Source organism: Caballeronia sp. LZ008, from assembly GCF_031451435.1.
Classification (GTDB): Bacteria; Pseudomonadota; Gammaproteobacteria; order Burkholderiales; family Burkholderiaceae; genus Caballeronia; species Caballeronia zhejiangensis.
Genome location: NZ_JARUXK010000001.1, coordinates 1,936,075 through 1,963,074 on the forward strand (window position 1 = coordinate 1,936,075; position 27,000 = coordinate 1,963,074).

Annotated in this window: 23 protein-coding genes and 4 tRNA genes; 8 read left to right on the forward strand and 19 right to left on the reverse strand. The window is 63.2% G+C overall.

The genetic code is table 11. The features are described from left to right. Positions 1 to 57: 57 nt before the first annotated feature. Positions 58 to 720, reverse strand: coding sequence for an RlmE family RNA methyltransferase (locus QCE49_RS09055; RefSeq protein ID WP_008342044.1), 663 nt, complete (start codon positions 718 to 720; stop codon positions 58 to 60). Between the two features lie 285 nt (positions 721 to 1,005). Between QCE49_RS09055 and QCE49_RS09060 the strand changes: the two genes are divergently transcribed. Further along, positions 1,006 to 1,542 (forward strand): YhbY family RNA-binding protein, encoded by a 537-nt coding sequence (locus tag QCE49_RS09060; RefSeq protein ID WP_175980371.1) that lies wholly within the window; start codon positions 1,006 to 1,008, stop codon positions 1,540 to 1,542. 56 nt (positions 1,543 to 1,598) lie between these two features. On the opposite strand, the gene QCE49_RS09065 is transcribed toward QCE49_RS09060, so the two are convergent. The 7 genes from QCE49_RS09065 to gloB form a co-directional block, all read right to left on the reverse strand. Continuing rightward, the gene (locus QCE49_RS09065) at positions 1,599 to 2,114 is read right to left on the reverse strand and encodes a DUF4149 domain-containing protein (RefSeq protein ID WP_008342046.1); all 516 of its coding nucleotides are present in this window, start codon (positions 2,112 to 2,114) and stop codon (positions 1,599 to 1,601) included. Beyond that, positions 2,114 to 2,590 (reverse strand): transcription elongation factor GreA, encoded by a 477-nt coding sequence (gene greA / locus QCE49_RS09070; RefSeq protein ID WP_008342047.1) that lies wholly within the window; start codon positions 2,588 to 2,590, stop codon positions 2,114 to 2,116. Before greA ends, QCE49_RS09065 begins: the two co-directional genes overlap by 1 nt. A 114-nt stretch (positions 2,591 to 2,704) precedes the next feature. Then, complete coding sequence (gene carB / locus QCE49_RS09075) at positions 2,705 to 5,959, reverse strand: carbamoyl-phosphate synthase large subunit (protein WP_008342048.1); 3,255 nt, start codon at positions 5,957 to 5,959, stop codon at positions 2,705 to 2,707. Between the two features lie 33 nt (positions 5,960 to 5,992). Beyond that, positions 5,993 to 7,135, reverse strand: a complete 1,143-nt coding sequence (carA, locus tag QCE49_RS09080) for a glutamine-hydrolyzing carbamoyl-phosphate synthase small subunit (RefSeq protein WP_175980372.1) — start codon at positions 7,133 to 7,135, stop codon at positions 5,993 to 5,995. Positions 7,136 to 7,478: 343 nt separating this feature from the next. Beyond that, positions 7,479 to 8,741 (reverse strand): MFS transporter, encoded by a 1,263-nt coding sequence (locus QCE49_RS09085; protein WP_409017178.1) that lies wholly within the window; start codon positions 8,739 to 8,741, stop codon positions 7,479 to 7,481. A gap of 96 nt (positions 8,742 to 8,837) precedes the next feature. After that, positions 8,838 to 10,484, reverse strand: coding sequence for a transglycosylase SLT domain-containing protein (locus QCE49_RS09090; RefSeq protein ID WP_033537087.1), 1,647 nt, complete (start codon positions 10,482 to 10,484; stop codon positions 8,838 to 8,840). A 164-nt stretch (positions 10,485 to 10,648) separates the two neighbouring features. Then, positions 10,649 to 11,500, reverse strand: coding sequence for a hydroxyacylglutathione hydrolase (gene gloB, locus QCE49_RS09095; RefSeq protein WP_250440003.1), 852 nt, complete (start codon positions 11,498 to 11,500; stop codon positions 10,649 to 10,651). An 18-nt stretch (positions 11,501 to 11,518) separates the two neighbouring features. Here gloB and QCE49_RS09100 point away from each other — a divergent pair, with 18 nt between their 5' ends. The 4 genes from QCE49_RS09100 to QCE49_RS09115 all read left to right on the forward strand — a co-directional run bounded on the left by QCE49_RS09100 (position 11,519) and on the right by QCE49_RS09115 (position 13,714). Continuing rightward, the gene (locus QCE49_RS09100; protein ID WP_250458323.1) at positions 11,519 to 12,352 is read left to right on the forward strand and encodes a class I SAM-dependent methyltransferase; all 834 of its coding nucleotides are present in this window, start codon (positions 11,519 to 11,521) and stop codon (positions 12,350 to 12,352) included. Next, on the forward strand, positions 12,352 to 12,813 hold the full coding sequence (gene rnhA, locus QCE49_RS09105) for a ribonuclease HI (protein WP_008342054.1): 462 nt from the start codon (positions 12,352 to 12,354) through the stop codon (positions 12,811 to 12,813). The genes QCE49_RS09100 and rnhA overlap by 1 nt, the downstream gene beginning before the upstream one ends. Before the next feature lie 19 nt (positions 12,814 to 12,832). Then, positions 12,833 to 13,570, forward strand: a complete 738-nt coding sequence (gene dnaQ, locus QCE49_RS09110; protein ID WP_008342055.1) for a DNA polymerase III subunit epsilon — start codon at positions 12,833 to 12,835, stop codon at positions 13,568 to 13,570. 69 nt (positions 13,571 to 13,639) lie between these two features. Further along, positions 13,640 to 13,714 (forward strand) — tRNA-Val (locus tag QCE49_RS09115). Positions 13,715 to 13,807: 93 nt separating this feature from the next. On the opposite strand, the gene QCE49_RS09120 is transcribed toward QCE49_RS09115, so the two are convergent. The 3 genes from QCE49_RS09120 to QCE49_RS09130 all read right to left on the reverse strand — a co-directional run bounded on the left by QCE49_RS09120 (position 13,808) and on the right by QCE49_RS09130 (position 16,446). Next, entirely contained in the window at positions 13,808 to 14,281 is a 474-nt protein-coding gene (locus tag QCE49_RS09120; RefSeq protein ID WP_034473512.1) for a DUF2214 family protein, read from the reverse strand. A gap of 51 nt (positions 14,282 to 14,332) precedes the next feature. Further along, positions 14,333 to 15,160: a hypothetical protein gene (locus QCE49_RS09125; RefSeq protein ID WP_175980374.1), complete on the reverse strand. Its 828-nt coding sequence runs from the start codon at positions 15,158 to 15,160 to the stop codon at positions 14,333 to 14,335. 221 nt (positions 15,161 to 15,381) lie between these two features. Then, a complete protein-coding gene (locus tag QCE49_RS09130) occupies positions 15,382 to 16,446 on the reverse strand; it encodes a glycosyltransferase family 4 protein (protein WP_250458322.1) in 1,065 nt (354 codons plus the stop codon). An 833-nt stretch (positions 16,447 to 17,279) separates the two neighbouring features. Between QCE49_RS09130 and QCE49_RS09135 the strand changes: the two genes are divergently transcribed. Next, the gene (locus QCE49_RS09135; protein ID WP_235366332.1) at positions 17,280 to 19,160 is read left to right on the forward strand and encodes an ABC transporter ATP-binding protein; all 1,881 of its coding nucleotides are present in this window, start codon (positions 17,280 to 17,282) and stop codon (positions 19,158 to 19,160) included. 47 nt (positions 19,161 to 19,207) lie between these two features. Here QCE49_RS09135 and otsA read toward each other — a convergent pair whose 3' ends face one another. Both otsA and otsB read right to left on the reverse strand, forming a co-directional pair. After that, positions 19,208 to 20,587, reverse strand: a complete 1,380-nt coding sequence (otsA, locus tag QCE49_RS09140) for an alpha,alpha-trehalose-phosphate synthase (UDP-forming) (RefSeq protein WP_250458321.1) — start codon at positions 20,585 to 20,587, stop codon at positions 19,208 to 19,210. Continuing rightward, complete coding sequence (gene otsB / locus QCE49_RS09145) at positions 20,584 to 21,336, reverse strand: trehalose-phosphatase (protein WP_008342064.1); 753 nt, start codon at positions 21,334 to 21,336, stop codon at positions 20,584 to 20,586. Before otsB ends, otsA begins: the two co-directional genes overlap by 4 nt. A 264-nt stretch (positions 21,337 to 21,600) precedes the next feature. Here otsB and QCE49_RS09150 point away from each other — a divergent pair, with 264 nt between their 5' ends. Both QCE49_RS09150 and QCE49_RS09155 read left to right on the forward strand, forming a co-directional pair. Then, the gene (locus QCE49_RS09150) at positions 21,601 to 22,215 is read left to right on the forward strand and encodes an SCO family protein (protein WP_250458320.1); all 615 of its coding nucleotides are present in this window, start codon (positions 21,601 to 21,603) and stop codon (positions 22,213 to 22,215) included. A 2-nt stretch (positions 22,216 to 22,217) separates the two neighbouring features. Further along, entirely contained in the window at positions 22,218 to 23,084 is an 867-nt protein-coding gene (locus QCE49_RS09155) for a cytochrome c oxidase assembly protein (protein WP_250434951.1), read from the forward strand. On the opposite strand, the gene QCE49_RS09160 is transcribed toward QCE49_RS09155, so the two are convergent. The 6 genes from QCE49_RS09160 to uvrC all read right to left on the reverse strand — a co-directional run bounded on the left by QCE49_RS09160 (position 23,079) and on the right by uvrC (position 26,987). Next, entirely contained in the window at positions 23,079 to 23,573 is a 495-nt protein-coding gene (locus QCE49_RS09160; protein ID WP_008342069.1) for a GNAT family N-acetyltransferase, read from the reverse strand. The two genes, QCE49_RS09155 and QCE49_RS09160, sit on opposite strands and share 6 nt — an antisense overlap. A 114-nt stretch (positions 23,574 to 23,687) precedes the next feature. Next, positions 23,688 to 23,761, reverse strand: a tRNA-Cys gene (locus tag QCE49_RS09165). A 77-nt stretch (positions 23,762 to 23,838) separates the two neighbouring features. Further along, positions 23,839 to 23,914, reverse strand: a tRNA-Gly gene (locus QCE49_RS09170). Between the two features lie 87 nt (positions 23,915 to 24,001). Then, positions 24,002 to 24,077: transfer RNA gene (locus QCE49_RS09175), tRNA-Gly, on the reverse strand. Between the two features lie 167 nt (positions 24,078 to 24,244). Next, positions 24,245 to 24,841: a CDP-diacylglycerol--glycerol-3-phosphate 3-phosphatidyltransferase gene (pgsA, locus tag QCE49_RS09180; protein WP_008342071.1), complete on the reverse strand. Its 597-nt coding sequence runs from the start codon at positions 24,839 to 24,841 to the stop codon at positions 24,245 to 24,247. A gap of 109 nt (positions 24,842 to 24,950) precedes the next feature. Beyond that, positions 24,951 to 26,987: an excinuclease ABC subunit UvrC gene (uvrC, locus tag QCE49_RS09185; protein ID WP_008342073.1), complete on the reverse strand. Its 2,037-nt coding sequence runs from the start codon at positions 26,985 to 26,987 to the stop codon at positions 24,951 to 24,953. Positions 26,988 to 27,000 lie beyond the last annotated feature (13 nt).

The window sequence follows — 27,000 nt, forward strand, 5'->3', positions numbered from 1 at the left end:
TTCGGCATATTCCGCGAAAATATCGCCGTAATTCGCCGAATCGCTCGAGCGGGCCGTTCAGTTCGGTTGCTTGAGCCGCCGCCCGAGAATAAAAGTCTCCGACGATTTGTCGCGAGAAGCTTTCGGCTTGCGTGGCGCAACCACCTTGAACTGTTGCTTGAACTTCTCAACGATCTGGCTGTACCCGCTGCCGTGAAAACATTTGACCAGCAGCGCACCCTCCGGTTTCAGATGGTTCTGCGCGAACTCCAGCGCCAGATCGCATAGATGCTCGATGCGCGCGGCATCCGCACTCGCCACGCCTGAGAGGTTGGGGGCCATGTCGGAGATTACAAGGTCCACCTGACGCTCGCCGACGATTTCATCGAGTTGCGCAAGCACTTCGTCCTCGCGAAAGTCGCCCTGGATGAACGTGACGTCCGAAATCGGCTCCATCGGCAGAATATCCAGCGCGATGATCGTGCCGTCGATGCCGCCCTGGCGCTCGGCATCGCGCTTCGCGCCCTGCGCGAGTTTGTTGCGCGCGTACTGGCTCCAGGAGCCGGGCGTCGAGCCGAGATCGACGATGACCTGACCCGGCTTGATGAGTTTGTCCTGCTCGTCGATCTCCTTCAGCTTGTATGCGGCGCGCGCGCGATAGCCCTCGCGCTGCGCCATCTTTACGTAGGGATCGTTGATGTGGTCATGCAACCACGAATGATTAAAACGGTTCTTTGCCATTCAAACTGAGCTCATGTGGCGCGCTGACAGCACGCCCGGTGCGTATTTTGCTGCATCGCGCGAGGCTTTTAGCGGATAATACGCGTCTTGTCGGCCGGACCGGTCCTCGGCGCGCTCGCGCTCCGAAAACCCGTGCATCCGGCCTGTTCTGTTTCTGGTGGGCGGTGGCGCGACCGATGCGCCGAAGATCCGGCACGAAGCCGTGCGCTTTCGCTGCAGCGTGTTCAAACCGCCTCGCGAATCTACCTCACGCCGCCCACATTTTAGTCGAGTCCGAAATTTCTCATGCCAGCTCTTAAACTCTCCCCCGCCGAACGCGCCGATCTGCGCTCCCAGGCCCATGCGCTCAAGCCCGTCGTGCTCGTCGGCGCGGAGGGTCTGACCGATGCCGTGCTGAAGGAAATCAACGTCCACCTGGAAGCGCATCAGCTCATCAAGGTCCGCGTATTCGGCGACGAACGCGAAGCACGCGTCGAAATCTACGACGAAATCTGCGATCGCCTGAACGCCGCGCCTATTCAGCATATCGGCAAGCTGCTCGTGATCTGGAGGCCCGAAGGCGCCGCTCCGAAAACCCGCGCCACCCGCACGCGCAGCACGATGCCTCCGAGCGCAGGCGAAGCCGCCGAACGCGAGACGAAGGGCCGCGCGCCGCGCACGGTGAAGGCAGTGAAAATCACCCGCGATGCGCCCGCGTTCAAGAAACCCAAAAAGCAGACGCTGAAGGTACTGGGCAACGAACGTGTGACCGCCGGCGGCAACGTGAAGCGCGCGAAGAAACGTCAGACCAGCTCGAAGCGCCAGCATCAGACGGTCAAATGATCGAACGGCGTGTGCATTTCCAATGAAACGCACGCGCCGTCCCGAGCAAGCGCGATTCAGCTTCGCGCTCTTTTCGCCGCCACCTTGGCGGATTTCCCCTTCGGCACGATCTTGACGGGCGCCGCGCCCGGCAAGCGCCACACCAGCGCAATGCCGAACAGGCATTCGATCAGATAGATCGCGCTGGATAGGCCGTGCAGAATGCCGAACTCCTTCGCATACGGCGAGCTCGCGAGATCGGTGCCCGCTTCCTGCGCCGCCATTCGCAGCGAGTTCATGAACGGCTGCAAGGCGAAATAGCCGACCAGCACGCACACGAGCATCACCGCGACGATCCACCGCACGCGTTTGTAATCGACGATGCCGCTTTTCACGAAGCGATTGCCGATGAGGATCAGCACCAGCGCGCTGATCACGCCGATGATCGCCTCGATGCGGAAGAGCTGCGCCGCCACCGAGCCCGCCGACGTGCGGTCGAGCATCGAAAAGAGCACGGGCGCAGCGACCAGGCCGAGGGTCAGCAGACTGCCGACCCAGACCATGCTGATGGTGCGAAAGAGCCGGTGCTCCATCAGACGTAGCGAACCGCGATGATCTCGTATTCGCGTGCGCCGCTCGGCGCCTGCACCGATGCCACGTCGCCTTCCGACTTCGCGATCAGTGCGCGCGCGATCGGCGAGCTCACGGAGATGAGGCCGTGATCGATGTCGGCTTCGTCATCGCCGACGATCTGATACGTCACCATGTCGCCCGATTCCAGGTCCTCGAGTTCGACGGTCGCGCCGAACACCACGCGACCTTCGGCTTCGACCTGCGTCGGATCGATCACTTGCGCGGCGGCCAGCTTCGACTCGATTTCCGCGATGCGGCCCTCGATGAACCCCTGCTTTTCCTTCGCGGCGTCGTATTCCGCGTTTTCCGACAAGTCGCCTTGCGCGCGCGCCTCCGCGATCGCGTTGATGACCGCCGGACGCTCCACGGCCTTCAGGCGTTGCAATTCGTCGCGCAGCAACTCCGCGCCGCGCTTCGTCAAAGGAATCGTGCTCATAGACCACTCACAAACAATTTCGTCAAAAAAATTACCGCGGTTAAGCGCATCTCCCACAGAGCAGGAGACGCCGCTTAACCGCGGCTCGTGATACTTAGACCAGTAATCGAAGCCTTAGTTTAGGCGAGCATGCAAGCCTTGTAAATCATAGACTTCCAAATCTCGGAGATACCTCAACCCTTCGACCGCCGCGCGCGCTCCCGACATCGTCGTGTAGTACGTGACCTTGTTGGCCTGCGCGCTCATGCGGATCGAGCGCGAATCGGCGATGGCGGCGCGCGTTTCGTCGACGGTCGTGAAGACGAGCGCGATCTCGCCGTTCTTGATCATGTCGACGATGTGCGGACGGCCGTCTTTCACCTTGTTGACGACCTTCACCGGCACGCCTGCCGCCGCGATGGCCGCGGCCGTGCCCTTGGTCGCGACGATCGGATAGCCGAGCTCGTGCAGCATCTGCGCGACTTCGACGGCCTTCGGCTTGTCGGCGTCCATCACGGTCAGAAGCACCGTGCCCGATTCCGGCAGACGCGAGCCCGCCGCGAGCTGCGACTTGAAGAGTGCTTCGCCGAACGTGCGGCCCACGCCCATCACTTCGCCGGTCGAGCGCATTTCGGGTCCGAGCACCGGATCGACCGCCGGGAACTTCACGAACGGGAACACCGCTTCCTTCACGCTGAAGTACGGCGGAATGACTTCCTTCGTCACGCCTTGTGCCTTGAGCTTCTGGCCGACCATCGCGCGAGCGGCGATCTTGGCGAGCGGCAAACCGGTTGCCTTCGACACGTACGGCACCGTGCGCGATGCGCGCGGATTCACTTCGAGCACGTAGATGATGTCCTTCTTGGAGCCGTCGTCTTGCGCGACTTGCTGAATCGCGAACTGCACGTTCATCAGGCCGATGACGTTCAGTGCCTTCGCCATTGCGGCGGTTTGCCGCTTCAGTTCGTCGACGGTTTCCTGCGACAGCGAATACGGCGGCAGCGAGCAAGCCGAGTCGCCCGAGTGCACGCCCGCCTGTTCGATGTGCTCCATCACGCCGCCGATGAACACGTCGTCGCCATCGGAGATGCAGTCGACGTCGCATTCGATCGCGTCGTTCAGGAAGCGGTCGAGCAGCACCGGCGAATCGTTCGACACCTTCACGGCTTCGCGCATGTAGCGCTCGAGGTCGCGCGGCTCGTGGACGATTTCCATCGCGCGGCCGCCGAGCACGTACGACGGACGCACGACCAGCGGATAACCGATTTCCTCCGCGAGCTTCAGCGCTTCGTCTTCGGCGCGCGCCGTGCGATTCGGCGGCTGACGCAGATCGAGATCCTTGAGCAGCTTCTGGAAGCGCTCGCGGTCTTCGGCGGCGTCGATCATGTCCGGCGACGTGCCGATGATCGGCACGCCGTTCGCTTCCAGATCGAGCGCGAGCTTGAGCGGCGTCTGGCCGCCGTACTGCACGATCACGCCGACCGGCTTTTCCAGATCGACGATTTCGAGCACGTCTTCGAGCGTCAGCGATTCGAAGTACAGACGGTCGGACGTGTCGTAGTCGGTGGAAACCGTCTCCGGATTGCAGTTGACCATGATGGTTTCATAGCCGTCCTCGCGCATGGCGAGCGCGGCATGCACGCAGCAGTAGTCGAACTCGATGCCCTGCCCGATCCGGTTCGGGCCGCCGCCCAGCACCATGATCTTCTTCTTGTCGGTCGGATTCGCTTCGCACTCTTCTTCGTACGTCGAGTACATGTAGGCGGTCTTCGTCGCGAACTCGGCCGCGCACGTGTCGACGCGCTTGTACACCGGGCGCACCTTCATTTCGTGACGCTTCTTGCGCACGTCTGCTTGCGTCGAACCGGTCAGCTTCGCCAGACGCCGGTCCGAGAAGCCGCTCTTCTTCAGATACAGCAGTTCGTCACGCGTGAGGCTCGCGAGCGTGCGGCCTTCGAGCGCCTTTTCCTTGAGGATGATCTGTTCGATCTGCGCGAGGAACCACGGATCGATCGACGTCTCTTCGAAGATTTCTTCCATCGTCAGGCCGAGACGGAAGGCGTCGCCGAGATACCAGATGCGGTCCGGACCCGGCTCGCCAATTTCGCGGATGACTTCGTCGCGGCTCGTGGTCTTCTCATCGAGACCGTCGACGCCGACTTCCAGACCGCGCAACGCCTTCTGGAACGATTCCTGGAACGTGCGGCCCATTGCCATGACTTCGCCGACGGACTTCATCTGCGTGGTCAGGCGCGAATCGGCTTCGCGGAATTTCTCGAACGCGAAGCGCGGCACCTTCGTCACGACATAATCGATCGTCGGTTCGAACGATGCGGGCGTTTGTCCGCCGGTGATTTCGTTCTTGAGTTCGTCGAGCGTGTAGCCGCACGCGAGCTTCGCGGCGACCTTGGCGATCGGGAATCCCGTTGCCTTCGATGCCAGCGCCGACGAACGCGACACGCGCGGATTCATTTCGATGACGACCATGCGGCCGTCCTTCGGGTTGATCGCGAACTGCACGTTCGAGCCGCCGGTATCGACCCCGATCTCGCGCAGCACCGCGAGCGACGCGTTGCGCAGCACTTGATACTCTTTGTCGGTGAGCGTCTGCGCCGGCGCGACCGTGATGGAATCGCCGGTGTGCACGCCCATCGGGTCGAGGTTTTCGATCGAGCAGACGATGATGCAGTTGTCCTTTTTATCGCGGACGACTTCCATCTCGTACTCTTTCCAGCCGAGCAGCGATTCTTCGATGAGCAGCTCGCGCGTCGGCGAGAGATCGAGACCGCGACGGCAAATCTCTTCGAACTCTTCCTTGTTGTACGCGATGCCGCCGCCCGAGCCGCCCAGCGTGAACGACGGACGAATCACGGTCGGATAGCCGCCGCTGCCGGTCGCTTCGGCGATCTGCTGCTGCACGGCGAGCGCTTCTTCCATCGAATGCGCGATGCCCGACTTGGCCGAACCGAGGCCGATCTTCGTCATCGCGTCCTTGAACTTCTGGCGGTCTTCCGCCTTGTCGATCGCTTCCGGCGACGCACCGATCAGCTCGACCTTGTACTTTTCCAGCACGCCGTGATGGAACAGGTCGAGCGCGCAGTTGAGCGCGGTCTGTCCGCCCATGGTCGGCAGGATCGCGTCCGGGCGCTCTTTCGCGATGATGCGTTCGACCACTTCCCACGAAATCGGCTCGATATACGTGACGTCGGCCGTGTTCGGATCCGTCATGATCGTCGCCGGATTGCTGTTGACGAGGATGACCTTGTAGCCTTCCTCACGCAGCGCCTTGCATGCTTGCGCGCCCGAATAATCGAACTCGCACGCCTGGCCGATGATGATCGGACCCGCGCCGATGATGAGGATGCTCTTGATGTCTGTGCGCTTCGGCATAACTGTGCTCTGTATATTTGCGATGTTCTGTTCTTAGGCTGCGACCTTCTGTGCTTCCATCAGCTTGATGAAGCGGTCGAACAGATACGCGATGTCGTGCGGGCCGGGCGACGCTTCCGGATGGCCCTGGAAGCAGAAGGCGGGCTTGTCGGTGAGCGCGAAGCCTTGCAGCGTGCCGTCGAAGAGCGAGACGTGCGTGACTTTCGCGTTGGCGGGCAGCGTCGACGCATCGACCGCGAAACCGTGGTTCTGCGACGTGATGACCACGCGGCCGTCGTCCATGTCCTTCACCGGATGGTTCGCGCCGTGGTGGCCGGTCTTCATCTTCATCGTCTTCGCGCCGACGGCGAGACCCATGATCTGATGGCCGAGGCAGATGCCGAACGTCGGAATGCCGCGCTCGATGAATTCCCTGGTGGCCGCGATGGCGTAATCGCACGGCTCCGGATCGCCGGGGCCGTTCGACAGGAAGATGCCGTCCGGATTGAGCGCGAGCGCATCGGCGGCGGTCGATTGCGCGGGCAGCACGGTCACGTGGCAACCGCGCTCCGCCAGCATGCGCAGGATGTTGTACTTCACGCCATAGTCGAACGCGACGACGCGAAACTTCGGCGCTTCCTGCTTGCCGTAGCCGCTGCCCAGACGCCATTCGGTCTGTGTCCATTCGTAGGGCTGGTCCGTCGACACGACCTTCGCGAGGTCCATGCCCGCGAGGCCCGGGAACGAGCGTGCGAGCTCGAGCGCTTTCGCTTCGTCATCGGAACCGGCGAGAATGCAGCCGTTCTGCGCGCCCTTCTCGCGCAGGATACGCGTGAGCTTGCGCGTGTCGATGCCGGCGATCGCGACGACGCCTTGCGCCTTGAGATAGTCGGAGAGCGTCTGCTCGGAACGGAAGTTGGATGCGAGCACCGGCAGGTCGCGAATGATGAGGCCGGCGGCATGGACTTTGGTGGCTTCGACGTCTTCGGCGTTCACGCCGTAGTTGCCGATGTGCGGATAGGTCAGCGTGACGATCTGGCGGGCATAGCTCGGATCGGTCAGGATTTCCTGATAACCGGTGATGGCGGTGTTGAACACCACTTCGCCGATCGTCGAACCGGGCGCGCCGATCGATTGACCACGAAAGACCGTGCCGTCGGCAAGTGCGAGAAGTGCGGGGGAAAATGACGGCAACACGGGAAGCTCCTTGGGGAACACCCTGTTACCGACCTGTCTGTCCGAAATTCAGGCTTGGCTTCCCGTCGCTCGAAGAACGAGGGGTTTCCTTCGCGCAGTGTGGCGGCGGCTCGCGAGGCGCGCGTCGCGGTTCGGTTCAGCTCGCTTGCATGGGGCAAACGCAGTGACGAAGCAGGCGACTGGCGGCGTGCGGCGCGCGCCGACTGGCGCAGCGAACGACGGTGTGTGGGAGGTAGGCGCTAGGGTGCGGGTTGATGTGCTCAAACCTTCGAATTATAGCGTTAAATTGACACATCTGCCAAATTTGGGAGCGCTCTGCTTGCCTCCCGCCCCCCCCCCCCGATCACGACGCCGCGTTTTCCACTTCCGCCTCGCGTTCGTGCAGCGCGCGGCCCGGCAACATGTACCAGATCGCGCTCGCCACTTGCAGCGCAATCAGTGCCGCCCACACCGAAATATGCGCCGATGCCGGATAGCGCCCCGCTTCCGCAGGCCAAAGCGACAACATAGTGCCGACCCCGACCTGAAAGCCGAAGATCAGCAGGAAGATGACGAGCGTGAGCGTCGTATTCACGCGCCCCGCCATGTGCGACGGGAAATACTTCGCCGCGACCGCATAGCTCAGGATGCCCGTGCCGCCGAATACGCCATACGCGGCGATGAGCGTCGCGGGCGGCAGCGGCACGCGCAGCACCATCAGCAACTGCGTGGCGACGAAAAGCACCATGCCCGCGCCGCAGAACGCGTACACCGACACGCCGCGCCGCTCCAGACTGCGCGCCGCCGCGCCGAAGCCCACCGAGCCGAACATCATCGCGAAACCGAGCACGGAGACGATCGCCGACGAATGCGCGGGCGTGAGATTCATCACGTCGATGAGATAGGGACGGATCCAGAGCGACTGCATCGCGAAGAAGACGCCCTGCGTGACGACCGGAAACGACGCGATCTTCCAGAACGCGGCGCTTCTCATGATGTGCCACGTGCCCTTGAACTGCGTGACGATGTCCGCCTGATGATGCGTATCCGCCTTGCGCGGCGCGAAGAGCGCAATCGCCGCCGCGACGACGAGCGTGAACACCGCGAGCCCGAAGCACACCTGACGCCACGTTGCGAATTGCAGCAGCGCCGACAGCGGCGATCCGACGACGACGCCGCCCAATCCGCCGACGGCCATCGTGAATCCGTTGATGAGCGGCAGGCGCCAGATCGGGAAATGCTGCGCCGACGCCTTGAACGCCGCCGCCAGACACACCGACACGCCCACGCCGATGAGCAGGCGCCCGGCCATCAGCCCTGCCAGGCTATTCGATGCCCCAAACACGCCAATGCCCGCCGCGGCGAACACGAGCATGCCGGCCGTCACACGCGCCGGCCCGAAGTGATCGAGCAGTACGCCGACAGGAATCTGCGCGGCAGCGAAGCCGATGAAGTACAGCGCCGTCAGCAGGCCGAGATCGGCGGCCGACAAGCCGAGTTCGTGCGTGATGAGCGGCGCGAAGCCGAGATTGACGCCGCGGAACACGTACGAGACGAAGTAGCCGGCGGCAAAGAGGATGAAAACGCGGAGACGAACGGTGGACGACATATGAAACGGACGCTTCATCGATTCTTTCGGATCGACAGTTTAGCGGCGTCCGCAAAAGAACACGCCGTCACCTTGGTGACGGCGTGGGTTATCGCGCCGGCAAAACCGCGTGCGTTATTTCTTCTTGCTGCTCTTCGACGTGGCAGCCGGCTTCGCGGTCTTGGCCGCGGCAGCAGGCTTTGCAGCATGCGATGCCGAAGAAGACGACACCTTGGTCACCTTCCCCGACGTATGGGCACTCGTCTTGCCGCCGCGCGATGTCTTCGGCTCAGGTACACGCGTGCCGATCTTCGACACGCCGCCCGATGAACGGCTCGACGCCGCCACCGTCTCCACACGCGCCGGACCCGGCTCGGCCGGAACCGGTCGGCCATACGGCACATGCAGCACGACCACCTGCCCCGGCATGAACATGTCTCCGCGCGTGCGGTTCCATGCGCGCAACTGTGCCGGCGAAACGTTGTAGCGGTCTGCCAGCGTGCCGATCGACTGCTTGCGGCGCACGCGGATGACGAGCCGGCGCGTGTCGGGCACGTCGCGCTCGATTGCGAGCATCGCGTTGGCCGCGACGTCGGCGCTGATGTCTTCGTCGTCATCGTCCGTGCGGGGCACGACGATCGTCGAGCCCGGCTTCAGGCGCATGCCCGCCGGAATGCGGTTGACGGACATCAGCGTGTCAGCGTCCACGCCGATTTTTTCGGCGATCGCCGCCGGACGCGCGCGCTCGGTGACGGTGTACGTCGTCCACGACGACAGCGCGCCCGAGTACGACGAAAGGTTGCGCTGAAACGAAGCAGCGTTATCGAACGGCAGCAGAATCTGCGGATTGGTCGCGCCGAGAATCACCGGCTTCGAGAACGACGGATTCAGCGAGCGAAATTCTTCCACGCTCATGCCGGCAAGCTTCGCGGCCATCGTCACGTCGATGTCGCGCGCGGTCGTGACCGTCACGAAATACGGGTGATTCGGGATGTCCGGCAACGTGAGACCGTACATCTGCGGATTGCTCACGATGTTCTTCACGGCCTGCAGCTTCGGCACGTAGTTGCGCGTCTCGTTGGGCATGCGCAGGCTTTCGTAGTCGGTCGGCAAGCCCGCCGCTTCGTTGCGCGCGATCGCGCGCTGCACGTTGCCCTCGCCCCAGTTGTATGCGGCGAGCGCGAGATGCCAGTCGCCGAACATGTCGTGCAGACGCGAAAGGTAGTCGAGCGCGGCAGACGTCGACGCGAGCACGTCGCGGCGCTCGTCCTGCCACATGTTCTGCTTGAGGTTGTAATCGCGGCCGGTGCCCGGCATGAACTGCCACATGCCCGCGGCCTTCGCGACCGATAGCGCCTGCGGGCTGTATGCCGATTCGATGAACGGCAGGAGCGCGAGCTCGGTCGGCATATGCCGCTGCTCGAGTTCCTCGACGATGTGATACAGATACTTCTGCGAGCGCGTGGTCATGCGCTCGACGTAATCCGGGCGTTGCGCGTACCAGTTGACCTGCATGTCGACGAGGTCGCTTTGCAGATCGGGAATCTGGAAGCCGCCGCGGATGCGGTTCCAGAGATCGGACGAACCCGCGAGCGAAGTCACGGGCGTCTTGTCGACGTTAATGGTTTCCTTGGCTGCTGCGGTGCGGCGAATCGTGTCGGCGACTTGTTGCGGCGAAGCGTTGGAGTTGGCTGTTGCTGTAATTGGATCTGACGCCGTAGGTCCTTGGCTCGCGCACGCGGCGAGCATCAGGACGGACAGCGCGCTAAGGGTTAGTCGCATGGAGAACGTCTCTGCTTCCAAAAGATGATGCTTGGAAATTTGCAGCCGATAGTACGGAACAGCACTTAAGACGTCAATAAGAATGCGCGCAAAACCCCTGCAAAATCCTGCATCTAACGTCGATTCCAACGTTTCGGTTGAAGTTAGCCCCAAATAGGTTCGGGTTAGCGGAACTTATCCTTCCAGCCGCGCATCATTCGAAACGCTTCGAGCCGGTCCGAAACGGGCGCGCCGAATTGCGACGCAAGCGTTGCGTGGATCGCCGGGACGTCCGCACGCAGGAACGGATTCACCGTTTTTTCGTGGCCGATGGTCGTCGGCAAAGTCGGCTTGCCGGCGGCGCGCAACGCCTGCGCGTCCTCGCTCCAGCGCAGCAGCGCGGTGTTGTCCGGCTCGCACGCGCGTGCGAACTTGATGTTCGACAGCGTGTACTCGTGCGCACAGTGAACCTGGGTGTTGTCCGGCAGCGCGGCGAGCGCGTCGAGCGAACTGAGCATCTGCTGCGGCGTGCCCTCGAAAAGACGGCCGCAGCCGCTCGCGAAGAGCGTGTCGCCGCAGAAAAGATGCGGCGTGCCGTTCGGATCGCCCGCTTGGAAATAGGCGATGTGTCCGGCCGTGTGACCCGGCACGTCGATCACGGAGAGTTCGAGCGCCGGCTTGTCGATGCGCACCCTGTCGCCGCCGGTGACGCGCTGCGTCAGATGCTCGATGCGCTCGCCAGCCGGGCCGTAGACGGGAATCCCACCCTCTGCCGTTCGGCTATCGATGAGTGCTTTCACGCCGCCGACGTGGTCGTGGTGATGGTGCGTGAGTAAAATAGCGGTCAGCCGCCAACCACGTTTGGCCAGATAGGCCTCGACGGGCGCGGCGTCGCCGGGGTCGATCACGACCGCATCGCGCGAGTCCGACACGAGCCAGATGTAGTTGTCCTCGAATGCCGGGACCGGCACGTATTCGAGTGCATCGAGTGCATCCTGGGCAGGCGATTTCTTGGCAAGCGAATTCATGGCGATCATCTATGCGGCAATCCGAACATGTCTGACCGATCGATTATAGACTGGCCCACCTGGACGAGCTCGGCGCCCGGGCGCTACGTGCTCGAATGGGAGCAGGCGCAGCTCGATCACGTCGTGTGCGACATCTTCGGCTATCACGCGCTGCAGCTCGGCATGCCGCAGCTCGACGCGCTGCGCGAAAATCGCATGACCGGGCGCGCGCTCGTGCTCGACGCCGAAAGCGCATCGAGCGCACCGTACACGCCGCCGCGCGCGACGACGCCCGGCGTGAGCGCGCTTCCCGCGGCGAGCGCGCCCGACGGCCGCAGCACCGTGTGGTGCGATCTGCTCGACCTGCCTTTCGAAGCGCAGAGCGTCGATTTGCTCGTGCTGCCGCACACACTCGAATTCTCGCCCGATCCGCACCGCCTGCTGCGCGAAGCCGAGCGCGTGCTGGTGCCCGAAGGCCAGTTGATCATCCTCGGCTTCAATTCGCTGAGTTTGTGGGGCGCGCGGCAGTCGCTCGGCAAGGTCGCGGGACGGCCGTTCGTGCCATCGGCGCACGAGATGATCGCGTTCACGCGCATCAAGGACTGGATCAAGCTGCTCGGATTCGACCTTGAACGCGGGCGCTTCGGCTGCTATCGTCCGCCGCTTGTCACGGATAAATGGCTGCAACGCTATCAATTCATGGAAGCCGCCGGCGATCGCTGGTGGCCCATCTTCGGCGCGGCGTACATGATCACGGCGGTCAAACGCGTGCGCGGCATGCGCGTCATCGGTCCGCGCAAGCTCAAAAAACCCGCGCTCGCGCCTGGCCTCGCTCCGGTCGCCGCTCCGCACACGCGCAACGAGACTCGCAAAGAGCATTGATGACTCAAGAATCCGCATCGAACAAGGTAATCGACATCTACACGGACGGCGCCTGCAAAGGCAATCCGGGACCCGGCGGCTGGGGCGCGCTGCTGCGTTTCGGCTCGCTGGAGAAGGAGCTGTTCGGCGGCGAAGCCGCGACCACCAACAACCGCATGGAACTGATGGCCGTGATCTCCGCGCTCGAGGCGTTGAAACGTCCGTGTCACGCGATCATCCACACCGATTCGCAATACGTGCAGAAAGGCATCAGCGAATGGATTCACGGCTGGAAGAAAAAGAACTGGATGACGGCCGCGAAAACGCCCGTCAAGAACGCCGATCTCTGGAAGCGCCTCGACGAACTCGTCGCGCGGCATGAGATCGAATGGCGCTGGGTCAAGGGCCACGCCGGACATCCCGAAAACGAACGCGCCGATGCGCTCGCCAATCGCGGCGTGACATCGCTTGCGGACAACTGAACGAAACGCACGCCAACTTATGCGCCAACTGATACTGGACACCGAAACCACCGGCCTGAACGCGAGGACGGGCGACCGGATCATCGAAATCGGCTGCGTCGAGCTGGTCAACCGCCGGCTGACGGGCAACAACCTGCACCTCTACGTGAACCCGGAGCGCGACAGCGATCCCGGCGCGCTCGCCGTGCACGGCCTCACCACCGAATTCCTGAGCGACAAGCCGAAGTTCGCGGAGATCGCCGCGCAACTTCGCGACTTCATCGCGGGCGCGGAGTTGATCATCCACAACGCGCCCTTCGACGTCGGCTTTCTCGATATGGAATTCGCGCTGCTCGGGCTGCCGAAAATCGCCGAGACGTGCGCGGGCGTGATCGACTCGCTCGCGCAAGCCAAGCAGATGTTCCCCGGCAAGCGCAACTCGCTGGATGCGCTGTGCGATCGTTTCGGCATCAGCAACGCGCATCGCACGCTGCATGGCGCGCTGCTCGACTCGGAGCTGCTCGCCGAGGTCTATCTCGCGATGACGCGCGGCCAGGAAAGCCTCGTCATCGACATGCTCGGCGATCAGCCCGCGTCGGGCTCGGTTTCGACGTCGCGCATCGCGTTCGACGATCTCGATCTGCCGGTGATCGCCGCGAGCGCCGACGAACTCGCCGCGCACGAAGCCCTGCTGAGCGATCTCGACAAGGCGATGAAAGGCACGAGCGTCTGGCGCACGGAACCGGCTCCCGCGGAAGGAGAAGCCGTTCCTGCGTAATTTTTTCGAATTTGCTTAACGAAGCACTAGACGAAATCAAAAACGCCTGACATAATCTCGTCTCTCTTCGGGTGGTTAGCTCAGCGGTAGAGCACTGCCTTCACACGGCAGGGGTCACTGGTTCGATCCCAGTACTACCCACCAGAATTCTGGTGTTGGTAAAGACAAGCACCGAAGATCAAAAGGCTCAAGTCTCACGACTTGGGCCTTTTTCATTTTCAGCCGGTGAAACGGGCATCACGACGCCCACACGCCGCGCGCCATGCCGCTCGCGGCGATCACCATCAACATGACGAGTCCGGCTTCGAGATCGCTCAGCCATGCGAAGCGTCGCGCCCGCGTGAGATCGATCGGCCCGCCCTGCGCGAGCGCGATGCGCCAGCGGATCAGCGCGAGCATCGGTGAGACTTCGATCAGCAAAATCACGACGAGCGCCGTCATCTTCAGATGGAAAAGCGGCTCGTGCAGATAGAACGCGCCGCCCTTTTCGAATCCGCCGAACGCGCGCGTCACGCCCGTGACGATCAGCACGATCGCCGTGACGCCCCACACGGAATCCGAACGAAAGACGTCACGCAGGCGCAGTTCGTTCGCCTGAATGGATTCCGCGGGATCGAGACGCCGCAACGCGCGGGCGCGCGCGAGCACCGAGCCGAGCGCGAAACCGAAAGCAAGAAGATGAAGCGCGGCCAGCAACCAACGTATCAGCATCCTTTCCTCCCTGAAGAGACAGGAACGACGTGTACGGCAATTTCGGCTAAATCAGATCTGACGCAGCGTCGCATCGAGCGCGCGCGCCGCGTTGCGGTCGCCTTCGCTCGCGAGCGGCGCGCGGAATACGGTGGTGCGATTGTGCCCGGCCGCGGCCGGCGAGTCCCACAACAATTCGACTTTCGGCCGGCGCGCGAACAGGCCGTGCCGCACTTCCCCGCTCGCGCGGATAGCAGGCGCGGCGGGCTCGGTCGCCGGCGCGAGCATGCTCGTCGACGGCGACGTCTCCGCCGGCTCCGGCCATTTCACCGACAGCTCGCGCGCGTCGTACTGGCCGAGCTTGCGGCTTTCCGCCCATACGACGGCGGTACGCGTGACGGGATCGAGCGAGAGCGCATAGCGCCCGATCGCGAAGCGCCGCGCCGCGATATTCGTGCGCCAGAGCGCGCGCGGACGGCAGATCCACATGACGATGGCATAAAGCGCCGGCCCGACGAGCAGCCAGCCGTTGGTCTCGGCGAGCGCCTGCGTGAAGCGCCGCCATCCGGAACTCCAGACGAACGCGCCGACGGAAAACATCGCGAAGCCGAAAGCGAGCAGCGCAATGAAGCGCAACGCCTGCCGCAGCCATTGCGGCAGCGGATGCAGCGGCCGCTCCGTGCGCGCCTTCGCGCCCGGCAGCACGATCAGAAGAAAGATCAGGACGATGTTCACGCACGCCCACGGCGACGACGTCATCGCGCGCAGCGAGGATAGATAGCCCATCTCGGACATCGAGAACGCCCAGCGCGCCGCGAGCACCAGCCCGATGGCGCGCAATGCGAACACAGTGCCGGCGCCCGGCGCCGGGTTCGCGCTGATTTGCTTGGGTCTCGCCAAAAGAAACGCTCCTGTCCACGTGCGATGCATGCCGCTCCGCGCATCACGAAGCCCGGTCATTATAGGGAGATTACGGATGTCGTCAGAGGTTTCACATCCGCAGCGTGGTCTGTCGCGCGAAAGGCATGCCTGAATGTGCTATTACGACAACGCCCCGCGTGCCTTGAGGCACGCGGGGCGTCGTTTTTCAACTCATGCCGCGGCGAAGCGGCAAGACTTGCTTAGCCCGCGTTGACTTCGCGCAGAACCGTGCGGCGCTTCTGGCGCAGCAGTTCTTCATACACGTTGACGTAGTTCGCGGCCATGACCTTCGACGAGAAACGCTGCTCGAACGCGGCGCGAACCTTTTCGCGGGGCAGTTGATCCAGGCGCTTCACGGCGGCGATCGCCGAAAGTTCATCTTCGACGACGAAGCCCGACACGCCGTTCTCGATCACTTCCGGCACCGAGCCGCGGTTGAACGCGATCACCGGCGTACCGCAGGCCATTGCTTCGATCATCACGAGGCCGAAGGGCTCCGGCCAGTCGATCGGGAACAGCAGCGCGTGGGCGTTGCCGAGGAACTCGGTCTTCTCCGCTTCGCTGATTTCGCCGATGTACTCGACGTGCGGCAGCGCGAAGAGCGGCTTGATCTCTTCTTCGTAGTAGGCGCGGTCGGCCTTGTCGAGCTTCGCCGCGATCTTGATCTTCATGCCCGCCGCCTGCGCGATGCGGATCGCGCGGTCGACGCGCTTTTCCGGCGAGATGCGGCCGAGGAACGCGAGATAGCCGGGCTTGACGTTCGGGATCGGCTTCAACAGGTTTTCCGGCAGACCGTGATACACCGTCGAGAGCCAGTGCGCCTGCGGCAGCGGCTGACGCTGGTTGTCCGAGATCGAGATGACCGGCACGTCGTTGAACGTGTTGAAGATCGGCTGCAGTTCGGGCAGATCGAGACGGCCGTGCATCGTCGTCAGGAACGGCACCGGCTGGCGCGCGAACAGCGAGAACGGGTAATAGTCGATGTGGAAATGCAGCACGTCGAACTCGTCGGCGCGGCGGCGGACTTCTTCGAGCAGCAGCATATGCGGCGCCATCGTGTCGCGGATCGTCGGGTCGAGGCGCAGCGCCTGCGGCCAGAACGCCTCGAGCTTCGCGGACGTCTGCGAATCGCCGCTCGCGAAGAGCGTGACGTCGTGTCCAGCATCCACGAGTGCCTCGGTCAGATAAGACACCACGCGTTCCGTGCCGCCATACAGCTTCGGCGGAACAGCCTCGTGGAGGGGCGCGATTTGAGCGATTCGCATGTCGTGAAACTCCTAATAAAGAATCAGGCAAGTACTGCTGTCATGTTGACGTTGGAAAGCGAATCGCTCGGCTCGGGCGAAGCTTTCCGCGGCGCGGCGGCCGCGGCGCAAAGGCTGATGCTCGAGTGAAAAAGCGGGGTCGCTGATCACCGGTTCGTCGCGCAGGCGATTCGATCTAGCAATTGCGGTTCCATATCTCAAAATCGCCGCGCGCCAGCAATTAACGCGTATCTGCTGCGGCGGTTGACGCGAACTTGCAAAAACCTGTCGATGGCCTAAGGGCAAACCCGGATCGGATTATGGAGTTTTTTCCAGAGCGGCGCCGGCAGTCATTTCAACTTATTTACCTTGTTACAAGGGGGATACACTTTGCAAACCACTGTTTATTAAGGTTGTTCTACATTTGAGCACGGGCTCTGACGATGCCCGGGCGGCAGCACGCACTCCGCGCCGTCTGACCCGCCGCGTAGGCCGGATTGCGGCACCGGCTGCGTTATCGGGCGCGACACGTGCTTTTGTGTTCGCTGGCGCGATTGGCGCAGATCCTTCAGACGAGCGTTCCATCGCAAAAAGTCGTGCAATGTGCTTACAATGCGCGCCCATGCCGTCAGCCGCGCTCGGCGGCCGAAAGGCTGAGGCGACGCCCGATTTTTGCCGTGGATGATGTTCGGATGGCCACACGCGCCGAGCGTCACATGCCCGAAGTCGCGATGCCGCAGCGCGATACTGGCTACAATTCAGTGATGGAGACGGCGCAGCGTCGCCTCGCTTGACGTCAGTCGCGCCGGATCGGGCGACGCATCGCATGCCGGCAGTCGCATCTCGCACCGCGCATGGCACTGCCCGAAGGCGCAACACACGCTCAACCGCTCTACGACCAAAAAAGACCATTGGACCAACTCACCGTTTCCCAGCGTAACGCGCACAACGCGAAGCTTTCGAGCTACGCGCATCGGCCGCTCGCGTTCCTGATGCGCTACATCCGCCGTCACCCCGTCGCGCATGCCATCGTGCTCTTCAGCGTGTTCGCCGCGGTCGGTTGCGCCCTCGCCTCGCAGTACGCGATCAAGCATCTGATCGACGTCCTCGGACAAGGCCGCGGGCATCCCGGCCCGCTGTGGGGCGCGTTCATGATCCTGGTCGGGCTGATCGCCGCCGACAACCTGCTGTGGCGGGTCGGCGGCTGGGTCGGCGCGCACGTCTTCGTGATCGTTACCGGCGACTTGCGCAAGGACCTCTTCTCGTATCTGTCCGGCCACTCGCCGACGTACTTCTCCGAGAAGCAGCCAGGCATGCTCGCGAGCCGGATCACGGCGACGTCGAACGCGATCTACACCTCCGAGAACGTGATGGCGTGGAACGTCCTGCCGCCGTGCATCGCGGTGCTGGGCGCGATCGTGATGATCGTCTCCGTCAATCCGCTGATGGCGGCCGGTCTCATGACCGCATCGCTGATCCTCGCGCTGATCCTGTACCGGCTCGCGAAGCGCGGCTCGGCGCGGCATCACAGTTTCGCGTCGAAGGCGGCGTCGGTGGATGGCGAGCTCGTCGACGTGATCGGCAACATGGCGCTCGTGCGCGCGTTCGGCATGACGTTCCGCGAGCAGAAGCGTTTCGGCTCGACCGTCAAGGCCGAAATGGTCGCGCGTCAGCAGAGTCTGCTGTACCTCGAAAAGCTGCGCCTGTTCCACGCGGTCGTCACGGCGATCCTTTCCGCAGGCCTGCTCGGCTGGGCGCTGTGGCTGTGGTCGCAAGGCCGCGCGACGTCGGGCGATATCGTGCTCGTCAGCTCGCTCGGTTTCACGATCCTGCACGGCACGCGCGACTTGGCCGTGGCGCTCGTCGATGTGACGCAACACGTCGCGCGTCTCGCCGAAGCCGTGCAGACGCTGCTGGAGCCGCACGGCATGCCGGACCGCTCGGACGCGACGGAACTCGTGCCGCAAGGCGGGCGCGTCGATTTCGAGGGCGTGACGTTCGCCTATCCGCGCCGCCGTCCGATTCTCGACAATTTTTATCTGCATATCGAGCCGGGCCAGCGCGTCGGGCTGATCGGCAAGTCGGGCGCGGGCAAATCGACCGTGCTCGCGCTGCTGCAACGCTTCTACGAGCCGCAAAAGGGCAGCATCAAGATCGACGGCCAGGATATCAGCGCGATCACGCAGGACAGCCTGCGCCACGCGATCGCGCTCGTGCCGCAGGATATTTCGCTGTTCCATCGCACCGTGTTCGAGAACATCGCGTACGGACGTCCGGATGCGAGCCGCGAGGAAGTGCTCGCCGCCGCCCGCGAGGCGCGCTGCACGGACTTCATCGAGGCGATGCCGGAAGGATTCGACACGATCGTCGGCGACCGCGGCGTGAAGCTGTCGGGCGGTCAACGTCAGCGCATCGCGATCGCGCGCGCGATTCTGAAGAACGCGCCGATTCTGCTGCTCGACGAAGCGACGTCGGCGCTCGACAGCGCATCGGAAGAAGCGATTCAGCAGGCGCTCGACCGGCTGATGGTCGGCCGCACCGTGATCGCGATCGCGCACCGTCTGTCGACGCTGCAGAATTTCGACCGCATCATCGTGATGAGCGCGGGCAAGGTCATCGACGACGGCCCGCCGCAAGAATTGCGCGAGCGGCCGGGGCTGTATCGCGAGTTGCTGGCGAAGCAGCACGGCAAGGTGCCGTCGATCGTCGCGACGCCGCACAAGCAGCCGGCGTAAGCGTCATCAAGCAAAAAGGCCGCGTTTCCAAAGGAACGCGGCCTTTTTCACGTCTTGAGGTCGCGCAGAAAGTTGTCGCGCCACACCGAGACGTTGTTGTCGCGCAATTGCGCCATCATCTCTTCGTAGCGCGCTTTTCGCTCGTTCAAAGGCATGCTGAGCGCCATGGCGAGTGCATCGGCCATGCCATCGATATCGAGCGGATTGACGATGAGCGCGGCCGTCAGCTCGCGCGCCGCGCCCGCGAATTGCGACAGCACGAGCACGCCGGGATCGTCCGGATTCTGCGCCGACACATATTCCTTCGCGACGAGATTCATGCCGTCGCGCAACGGCGTGACGAGACCCACGTGCGCCTCGCGGAACAGCGCGGCGAGCACCGGCCGCTCGTACTGACGATGGATATAGCGAATCGGCGTCCAGTCGAGTTCGGCGTATCGGCCGTTGATGCGGCCCGATTCCGCTTCGAGCTGCAAGCGGATGTCGCGATAGGCATCGACATCGGAGCGGGTCGGCGGCGCGATCTGCAGGAACGACACGTTGTTGCGCTGCTGCGGATCGTGTTCGATCAGCCGCTCGAACGCGCGAAAACGCTCGACGAGCCCTTTCGAATAATCGAGACGATCGACGCTCATCACGAGCTTGCGATGATGCAGCGTCGACTTGACGATTTCCACGTCGCGTCCGCGCTCGCCGTCTTTCGCGAGCGCGGCGATTTCATCCGGATAGACGCCGATCGGATACGCCGCCGCACGCAGCGTCTGACCGAACGCGCGAATCGCGACCGGCTTCGCGCCGTCGCGCTGCAACGCGCCGCCCGCTTCTGTTTCGATGTAATCGCAGAACGCGCGCAGGTCCGGCTCCGTCTGAAAACCGAGCAAATCGAACGCGCACAGCGCTTCGACCAGTTCGCGATGACGCGGCACGCTCAACAGAATCTGCGACGCCGGAAACGGAATGTGCAGAAAGAAGCCGATGCGATTCTTCACGCCCAATGCGCGCAGCGCCTGCGCGAACGGAATCAGGTGATAGTCGTGCACCCAGATCACGTCGTCGGGCTTGAGCAGCGGCGCGAGCTGCGCCGCAAGCCAGCGATTCACGCGGCAATAGCCGTCGTATTCGTGCCGGTCGAACTCGATCAGGTCCGGCCGATAGTGAAACGCGGGCCAGAGCGTCGCATTCGAGAAGCCGCGATAGTACTGGTCGTAATCGCGCCGCACGAGTCCGATGGTCGCGAACGTCACCGGTCCGTGCTCTTCGAGCTTGATGTCTTCAGGTGCGGACGTGAGCACGTCCCCGCTCCAGCCGAACCACATGCCGCCGGTTTCCTTGAGCGCGTCGTAGACGCCGACCGCAAGCCCGCCCGCCGCGGGCCCGCCTTCGGAAATCGGCGCGACGCGATTCGAAACGATGATCAGCCGGCTCACGCGTGCTTCCCCGCCGTGCCCGCGATTACTTGCAGCCAGTCGAGCAGCAACTCGACCGATTCGATGCGCGCGCGCGCAACCGTATCGCCGGGGCCGACCTTGATCGACAGGCCATCGAACTCGTTCACGACCGCGAAACCTTTTTCATCGGTGAGATCGTCGCCGATAAACACCGGCTTGCGCCCCGTGAACGGCGGCTCGCCCATGTACGCGCGCACCGCGCGGCCCTTGTCGACGTCCTTCGGCTTGATCTCGTAGACCATCTTGCCCGGCTGCAGCACGTAGGCATCGGCATATTCCGCGACGAGCTTTTGCGTCGCCGCGCGCGCCGCCGGCTCGCGGTCGGGCGCATTGCGGTAATGCAGCGCGAGCGCCGCGCCCTTGATTTCGAGCAGCATGCCCGGATTCGCGCTGACGACTTTCTCGAGCGCGTGCTCCATGCGCAGGAGCCGCTCGTCGTTGAAGCCGATGCGCTGCACATCGCCGTTCGAATCGCGCCGTTCCGCGCCGTGCATGCCCGCGACGGGCAGATCGTCCATCTGCAGGAACGAATCGATATTGTCGATGCCGCGCCCCGATACGACCGCGACCGCGCCGTTGGTCGCGCGTCTCAACGCGGCGAGGATGTCGGGCACCGAGCGCGGCACGAAGATGCCATCGGGCGTCGAGGCGAGTTCGACGAGCGTGCCGTCGAAATCGAAGAAAAAGGCGGTCTCGGCAAGAGACAGGGAATCGGGAAGAATTTGCATCGATCTTTGGCCTGTGGTTTGCCTGTGATGTGGCGCGCGGTCCGTTTTGGACGACGCAATGCGTGCGAATCTTACCGCGCGAAGGCTTTCAATTCAGAAAGCTCCGAACTTTCAGCTTTCGACGTGCGGCCTTTCAGCGCGCTTGAACCATGCGGCAAATCGTCTCAAAAATAGTCCGATAGCGACATGATGCGCTGGAGACGCGCGAAAGGCGTGTATTTTGCGACGAAGTTCAAATCGAATCATCCTGCAACGCCATTCCCGATGCACGCTTCGTTCCTCGAATTCCCCGCGCGGCGTCTCGTCGCCCTTCTCTCGCTGTGCGCCCTCGCCGCCTGTTCGAAGCCCGCCGAGCCGTGGCATCTGACGGATGTATCGGGCCATCTGCCGGATCTCGACTTCTCGCTCATCGACGATGGCGGCGCGAGCGTCACCGGACGATCCTTCGCCGGGAGGACGACGCTCGTCTACTTCGGCTACACGCATTGCCCCGATGTCTGCCCGGAAACGATGGCGCGCCTGATGCAAGTGCTGCAACGCGTTGGGCCGGATGCGGACGAGACGCGCATCGTCTTCGTTTCGGTCGACCCGGCGCGCGACACGCCCGCGCTTTTGCGCTCCTACGTGCGCGCCTTCGACGACAAACACGCGGTCGGCCTGACCGGCACGGATCGCGCGATCGAGAAAGTCGCGCAGCGTTATCGCGTCGCGTATCAGATGGAAAAGCGCGATCCGGACGGCGCGTATGAAGTCACGCACAGTTCGGCCGTCTATATCTTCGATGCCGCCGGTCACGCGCGCCTGCTCGCGACCGATCACGATTCGATCGACGCCATCGCGGCCGATCTGAAGCGCGTGATCCACGCAAAGGACGCCTGACGATGAGCACGCTGCTTTACTGGCTCGATCCGTGGGAGCCGTCGCCGACGGTCGTGATCGCGGTGCTTGTCGCGGGGATTCTGTTCGCGCGCGGGGCGCGGCATGCGCGCGTGTCGGTGTCGCGGCGCATCGCGTTCTGGTTCGGCCTCGTCGCGCTTTACGTGGCGCTGCACACGCGGCTCGATTACTTCTTCGAGCACGAATTCTTCATGCATCGATTGCAGCATCTCGTGCTGCATCATCTCGGTCCGTTTCTGATCGCGCTGTCGTATCCGGGCGCGGCGCTGCGTGCGGGCATTCCGTTCGGATGGCGGCAGCGCTGGTTGCGTCCGGCCGCGCAAACGCGCATTGCGCGCGTCTTTTGCGATGTCGTGTTCAATCCCGTGATCGCCGTCGCGCTGTTCGTCGGGCTGATCTATTTCTGGCTGCTGTCGCCGATCCACTTCAAGGCGATGCTCGATTACCGGCTCTATCGCGTAATGAACTGGAGCATGGTGATCGACGGTCTGTTGTTCTGGTGGCTCATTCTCGACCCGCGGCCCGCGCCGCCCGCGCGCCTCGCGCCCGGCAGACGGATTCTCGTCGTGATCGCCGCGATTCCGCCGCAGATCATTCTCGGCGCGTACATCTTCTTCACGCCGCACGAGCTGTATCCGATCTATTCGATTTGCGGCCGCGCGTTCACCTGGATCACGCCGATGCGCGATCAGCAGATCGGCGGCCTGTTGCTGTGGATTCCCGGATCGATGATGAGCGTGATCGGCGCGCTGATTGCGCTGCGTCACTGGCTGCGGCTGTCGGCGCGCTCGCGGCTCATCAAGGAACGCAGCGTCGCGATCGCGGCGCCCGTCAACGTCAGCGCGTCATGAAGGAAAACCGGGACGGCGCATCCAGACGTGCGGAATGCCGTCTTCGTCATGCACACCCGACGACGGCACGAAGCCGAACGCGCCGTAGAAGCGCTGCAAGTGCGCCTGTGCGTGAAGGCTGACCGGCTGATCGGGCCATTGCTTCAGGATCTGCTCGAGCGCGCGTTCGAGCATCGCGTTGCCGAGCTTCAGGCCGCGAAACTTCGCGGTCGTCAGCACGCGGCCGATGCGCACGTCCTTCTCGCCCTCGTCCGGATGACCCGGCAACAGCACGCGCAGATAACCCGCGAGCGCCGGGCGCTTCTCGCCTTCGCCATATGCGAGAAGATGCCACGCGTCGACATCGAGGCCGTCGATATCGCCATACACGCAATTCTGCTCGACGACGAACACGGCGCTACGGGCCGCGAGCATGTCGTAGACCTCGGTCGTCGACAGATCGTCGAAGCGCTTCCAGCGCCATTCGAGTTGGGAGAGTGAGTCGGTCATTGGAGTAGGTGTGGCAGAAACGTTGCAATTATGCCGTGCCGCCACGGGACGCAGAATCGGTGGCTACCGGCGTTCCGAAAAAGAAAAAGCCCTGACGGATCAGGGCTTTTCAAGTGGAGGCGCGGACCGGAGTCGAACCGGTCTAAACGGCTTTGCAGGCCGCTGCATAACCGCTTTGCTACCGCGCCACAAGCGGTTCTGGTGCCACCGGCAATTGACCGGCTGAGCCACCAAACAAAAAGGGAAGCTTGGCTTCCCCTTTGACTGGAGCGGGAGACGAGTCTCGAACTCGCGACCTCAACCTTGGCAAGGTTGCGCTCTACCAACTGAGCTACTCCCGCAATATCCTGCGATACAACTACTGCCGGTACTGCTGCCGCGTTGCGCTTTGCCAATTCAGCGCCGACGACCTCAGAACCTTCAAAATCTGGAGCGGGAGACGAGTCTCGAACTCGCGACCTCAACCTTGGCAAGGTTGCGCTCTACCAACTGAGCTACTCCCGCGTGTTACTGCTTTCTTTTACTGCTTTCTTTTGCTCTTGCTTCGCTTGCTGCGTCGCGTCGTGCATCAGAGAAACGAGATTATGTAGAAGCCAAAGAAGGCTGTCAACTGTTTTGTGAGAGGATTTTTTCGCTTCGACGCAATTTTTGCAATGAGCGCGTTTTCCGCCTCAAAGCATGCCGCCGCGCTCGCGAATCTGCGGCCACGCGAGCTTCATGTAGTAGAGCATCGACCAGACGGTGAGGAACGCGGCGACGTAGATGAGCCACAGGCCCCACACGCGCGTGTCGATGATCCATTGCGTGCCGGCGATCTTCAGCGGCCCGTAGAACAGCAGCATCGGGATCGCGACCATCTGGCACACGGTCTTGAACTTGCCGAGCTGATTCACCGCGACGCTCTTCGATGCGCCGATCTGCGCCATCCATTCGCGCAGCGCGGAAATCGTGATTTCGCGTCCAACGATGATGAGCGCGATCACCGCATTGAGCCGCGACAGTTGCACGAGCACGAGCAGCGCGGCGGTGACCATCAGCTTGTCGGCAACGGGATCGAGGAACGCGCCGAACGACGACGTCTGATTGAGCTTGCGCGCGAGAAAGCCGTCGAACCAATCGGTGAGTGCGGCGAGCACGAAGATGACCATGCCGAGCAGGTTGCGATGCTCCGGGCTCATCATCATGTCCGGCAGATAGAACACGCCCACGACGAGCGGAATCAGCACGATTCGCAGCCACGTCAGGAAGATCGGTAGATTGAACGGCATGGGCGAAAGCGGTTGAGGGACATGTAAGGAAGCCGCCATTGTGCCGCGTCGATCCGGCGCTCACAAGGCGGCGCACCGCTGTGGCGCGCCGCGCGGCCGGCTTTGCGGCTCAATGCAACTGACGATAAATCTGCTGCGCGAGCGCGAGCGAAATGCCTTCGACGCTCGCCAGGTCCTCGACGCTCGCCGCCTGCACGCCGCGCAATCCGCCAAAACGCGACAGGAGCCGCTGACGCCGTTTCGCGCCGACGCCTTCCAGTTCCTCCAGCCGCGAAGTCTGGCGCGCCTTTGCCCGCTTCGCGCGCATCCCGGTGATGGCGAAGCGGTGCGCCTCGTCGCGGATCTGCGCGACGAGCATCAGCGCCGCGCTTTCCTTGCCGAGTTCGAGCGCGGCGCGGCCGTCGGCGAACACGAGCGTCTCCAGGCCGACCTTGCGCCCTTCTCCTTTCGCTACGCCTACCAGCATGCCGTGATCCAGACCCAGCTCGGAGAACACCTGCCGCGCGATTTCCACCTGGCCCTTGCCGCCGTCGATCAGCACGATGTTCGGCAGCGTGCCGCCCGCCGCGACCGGTTCGGCGCCATCGGGCGTGACGTTGGGATCGGCGGCGTCGTCGGGTTGCAGGGTCGCGGCTTCATCGTTGGCGTTCGCGGCGGCCTGCGCGACCATCTTCTCGTATCGGCGCGTGAGCACCTGCCGCATCGCGGCGTAATCGTCGCCCGGCGTGATGCCGGTGATGTTGTAGCGCCGGTATTCGCCCGACTGCATCTTGTGATGGTGATACACGACGCACGATGCCTGCGTCGCCTCGCCCATCGTATGGCTGATGTCGAAGCACTCGATGCGCAGTTGCGCGAGATCGTCCATCTCCATGGACAGCGTGTCCGCGAGCGCGCGCGTGCGCGCCTGCTGCGAACCCTGTTCCGACAATAGGCGCGCGAGCGCGAGCTTGGCGTTGTTCTCGGCCATCGAGAGCCACGCGCGCTTTTGCCCTTGCGGCTGACGCAGCAGCGTGACCTTGTGCCCCGCCTGCTCGATCAGCAGATCGACGAGCTCGCGACTCGACGGCGCATGACTCACGACGAGCACCGGCGGCACGCGATTGCCGATGTAATGCTGCGCCATGAAGGCTTCCAGCACTTCGGATTCCAGCGAGCTTTCGCGTGGCTCTTCGGACTCGGTTTCGGTTTCCGTTTCGGTGGGCGCATCTACCGTTTCGTTGGCATCCGCAAGCTCGTCTTCGTCGCCGAGCGCCATCGCGCTTTCGACGTGCGCCGGGAAATACGCCTTGTCGCCCAGATGCCGGCCGCCGCGCACCATCGCGAGATTCACGCACACCTTGCCCCCGAGCGCGACGACCGCGAGGATATCGACATCGCTCTCGCCACCGACTTCGATCGCCTGCTGATGCAGCACGGTCGACAGCGAGCTCATCTGATTGCGCACCGCCGCGGCCTGTTCGAACTTGAGATCCGCGGCGAACGCGTGCATCTTCTGCTCGAGCTCCTTCATCACCTCGCCCTGACGCCCGAGCAAAAAGCGCGACGCATTCGACACGTCGCGCGCGTAATCCTCTTCGTTGATCAAGCCGGTGCACGGCGCGGTGCAGCGCCCGATCTGATGCAGCAAACACGGCCGCGTGCGGTTGTTGAACACCGAGTCCTCGCAGGTGCGCAACTGGAAGACGCGCTGCAGGATCTGGATGCTCTCGCGCACCGCCCACGCGCTCGGAAACGGGCCGAAATACTGGTTCTTCTTGTCGACCGCGCCGCGGTAATACGCCATGCGCGGAAACTTGTGGCCGGTGAGCTTGAGAAACGGATACGACTTGTCGTCGCGAAAAAGGATGTTGTAGCGCGGCGCGAGCGCCTTGATCAGATTGTTTTCGAGCAGCAGCGCTTCGGCTTCCGAGCGCGTGACGGTTGTCTCGATCTTGCGGATGCGCGTGACCATCATCGCGATGCGCGGCGAATGCAGCGTCTTCGTGAAGTAGCTCGACACGCGTTTCTTCAGATTGCGCGCCTTGCCGACGTAGAGCACGTTGCCGTCGCCGTCGTAGTAGCGGTACACGCCGGGCAGATGCGGCAATTGCGCAAGCGTCGTTTTCGGGTCGAAATCCGGTTGGAGGGCGTCGGTGTCAGTCATGCAGCAAGGGGAC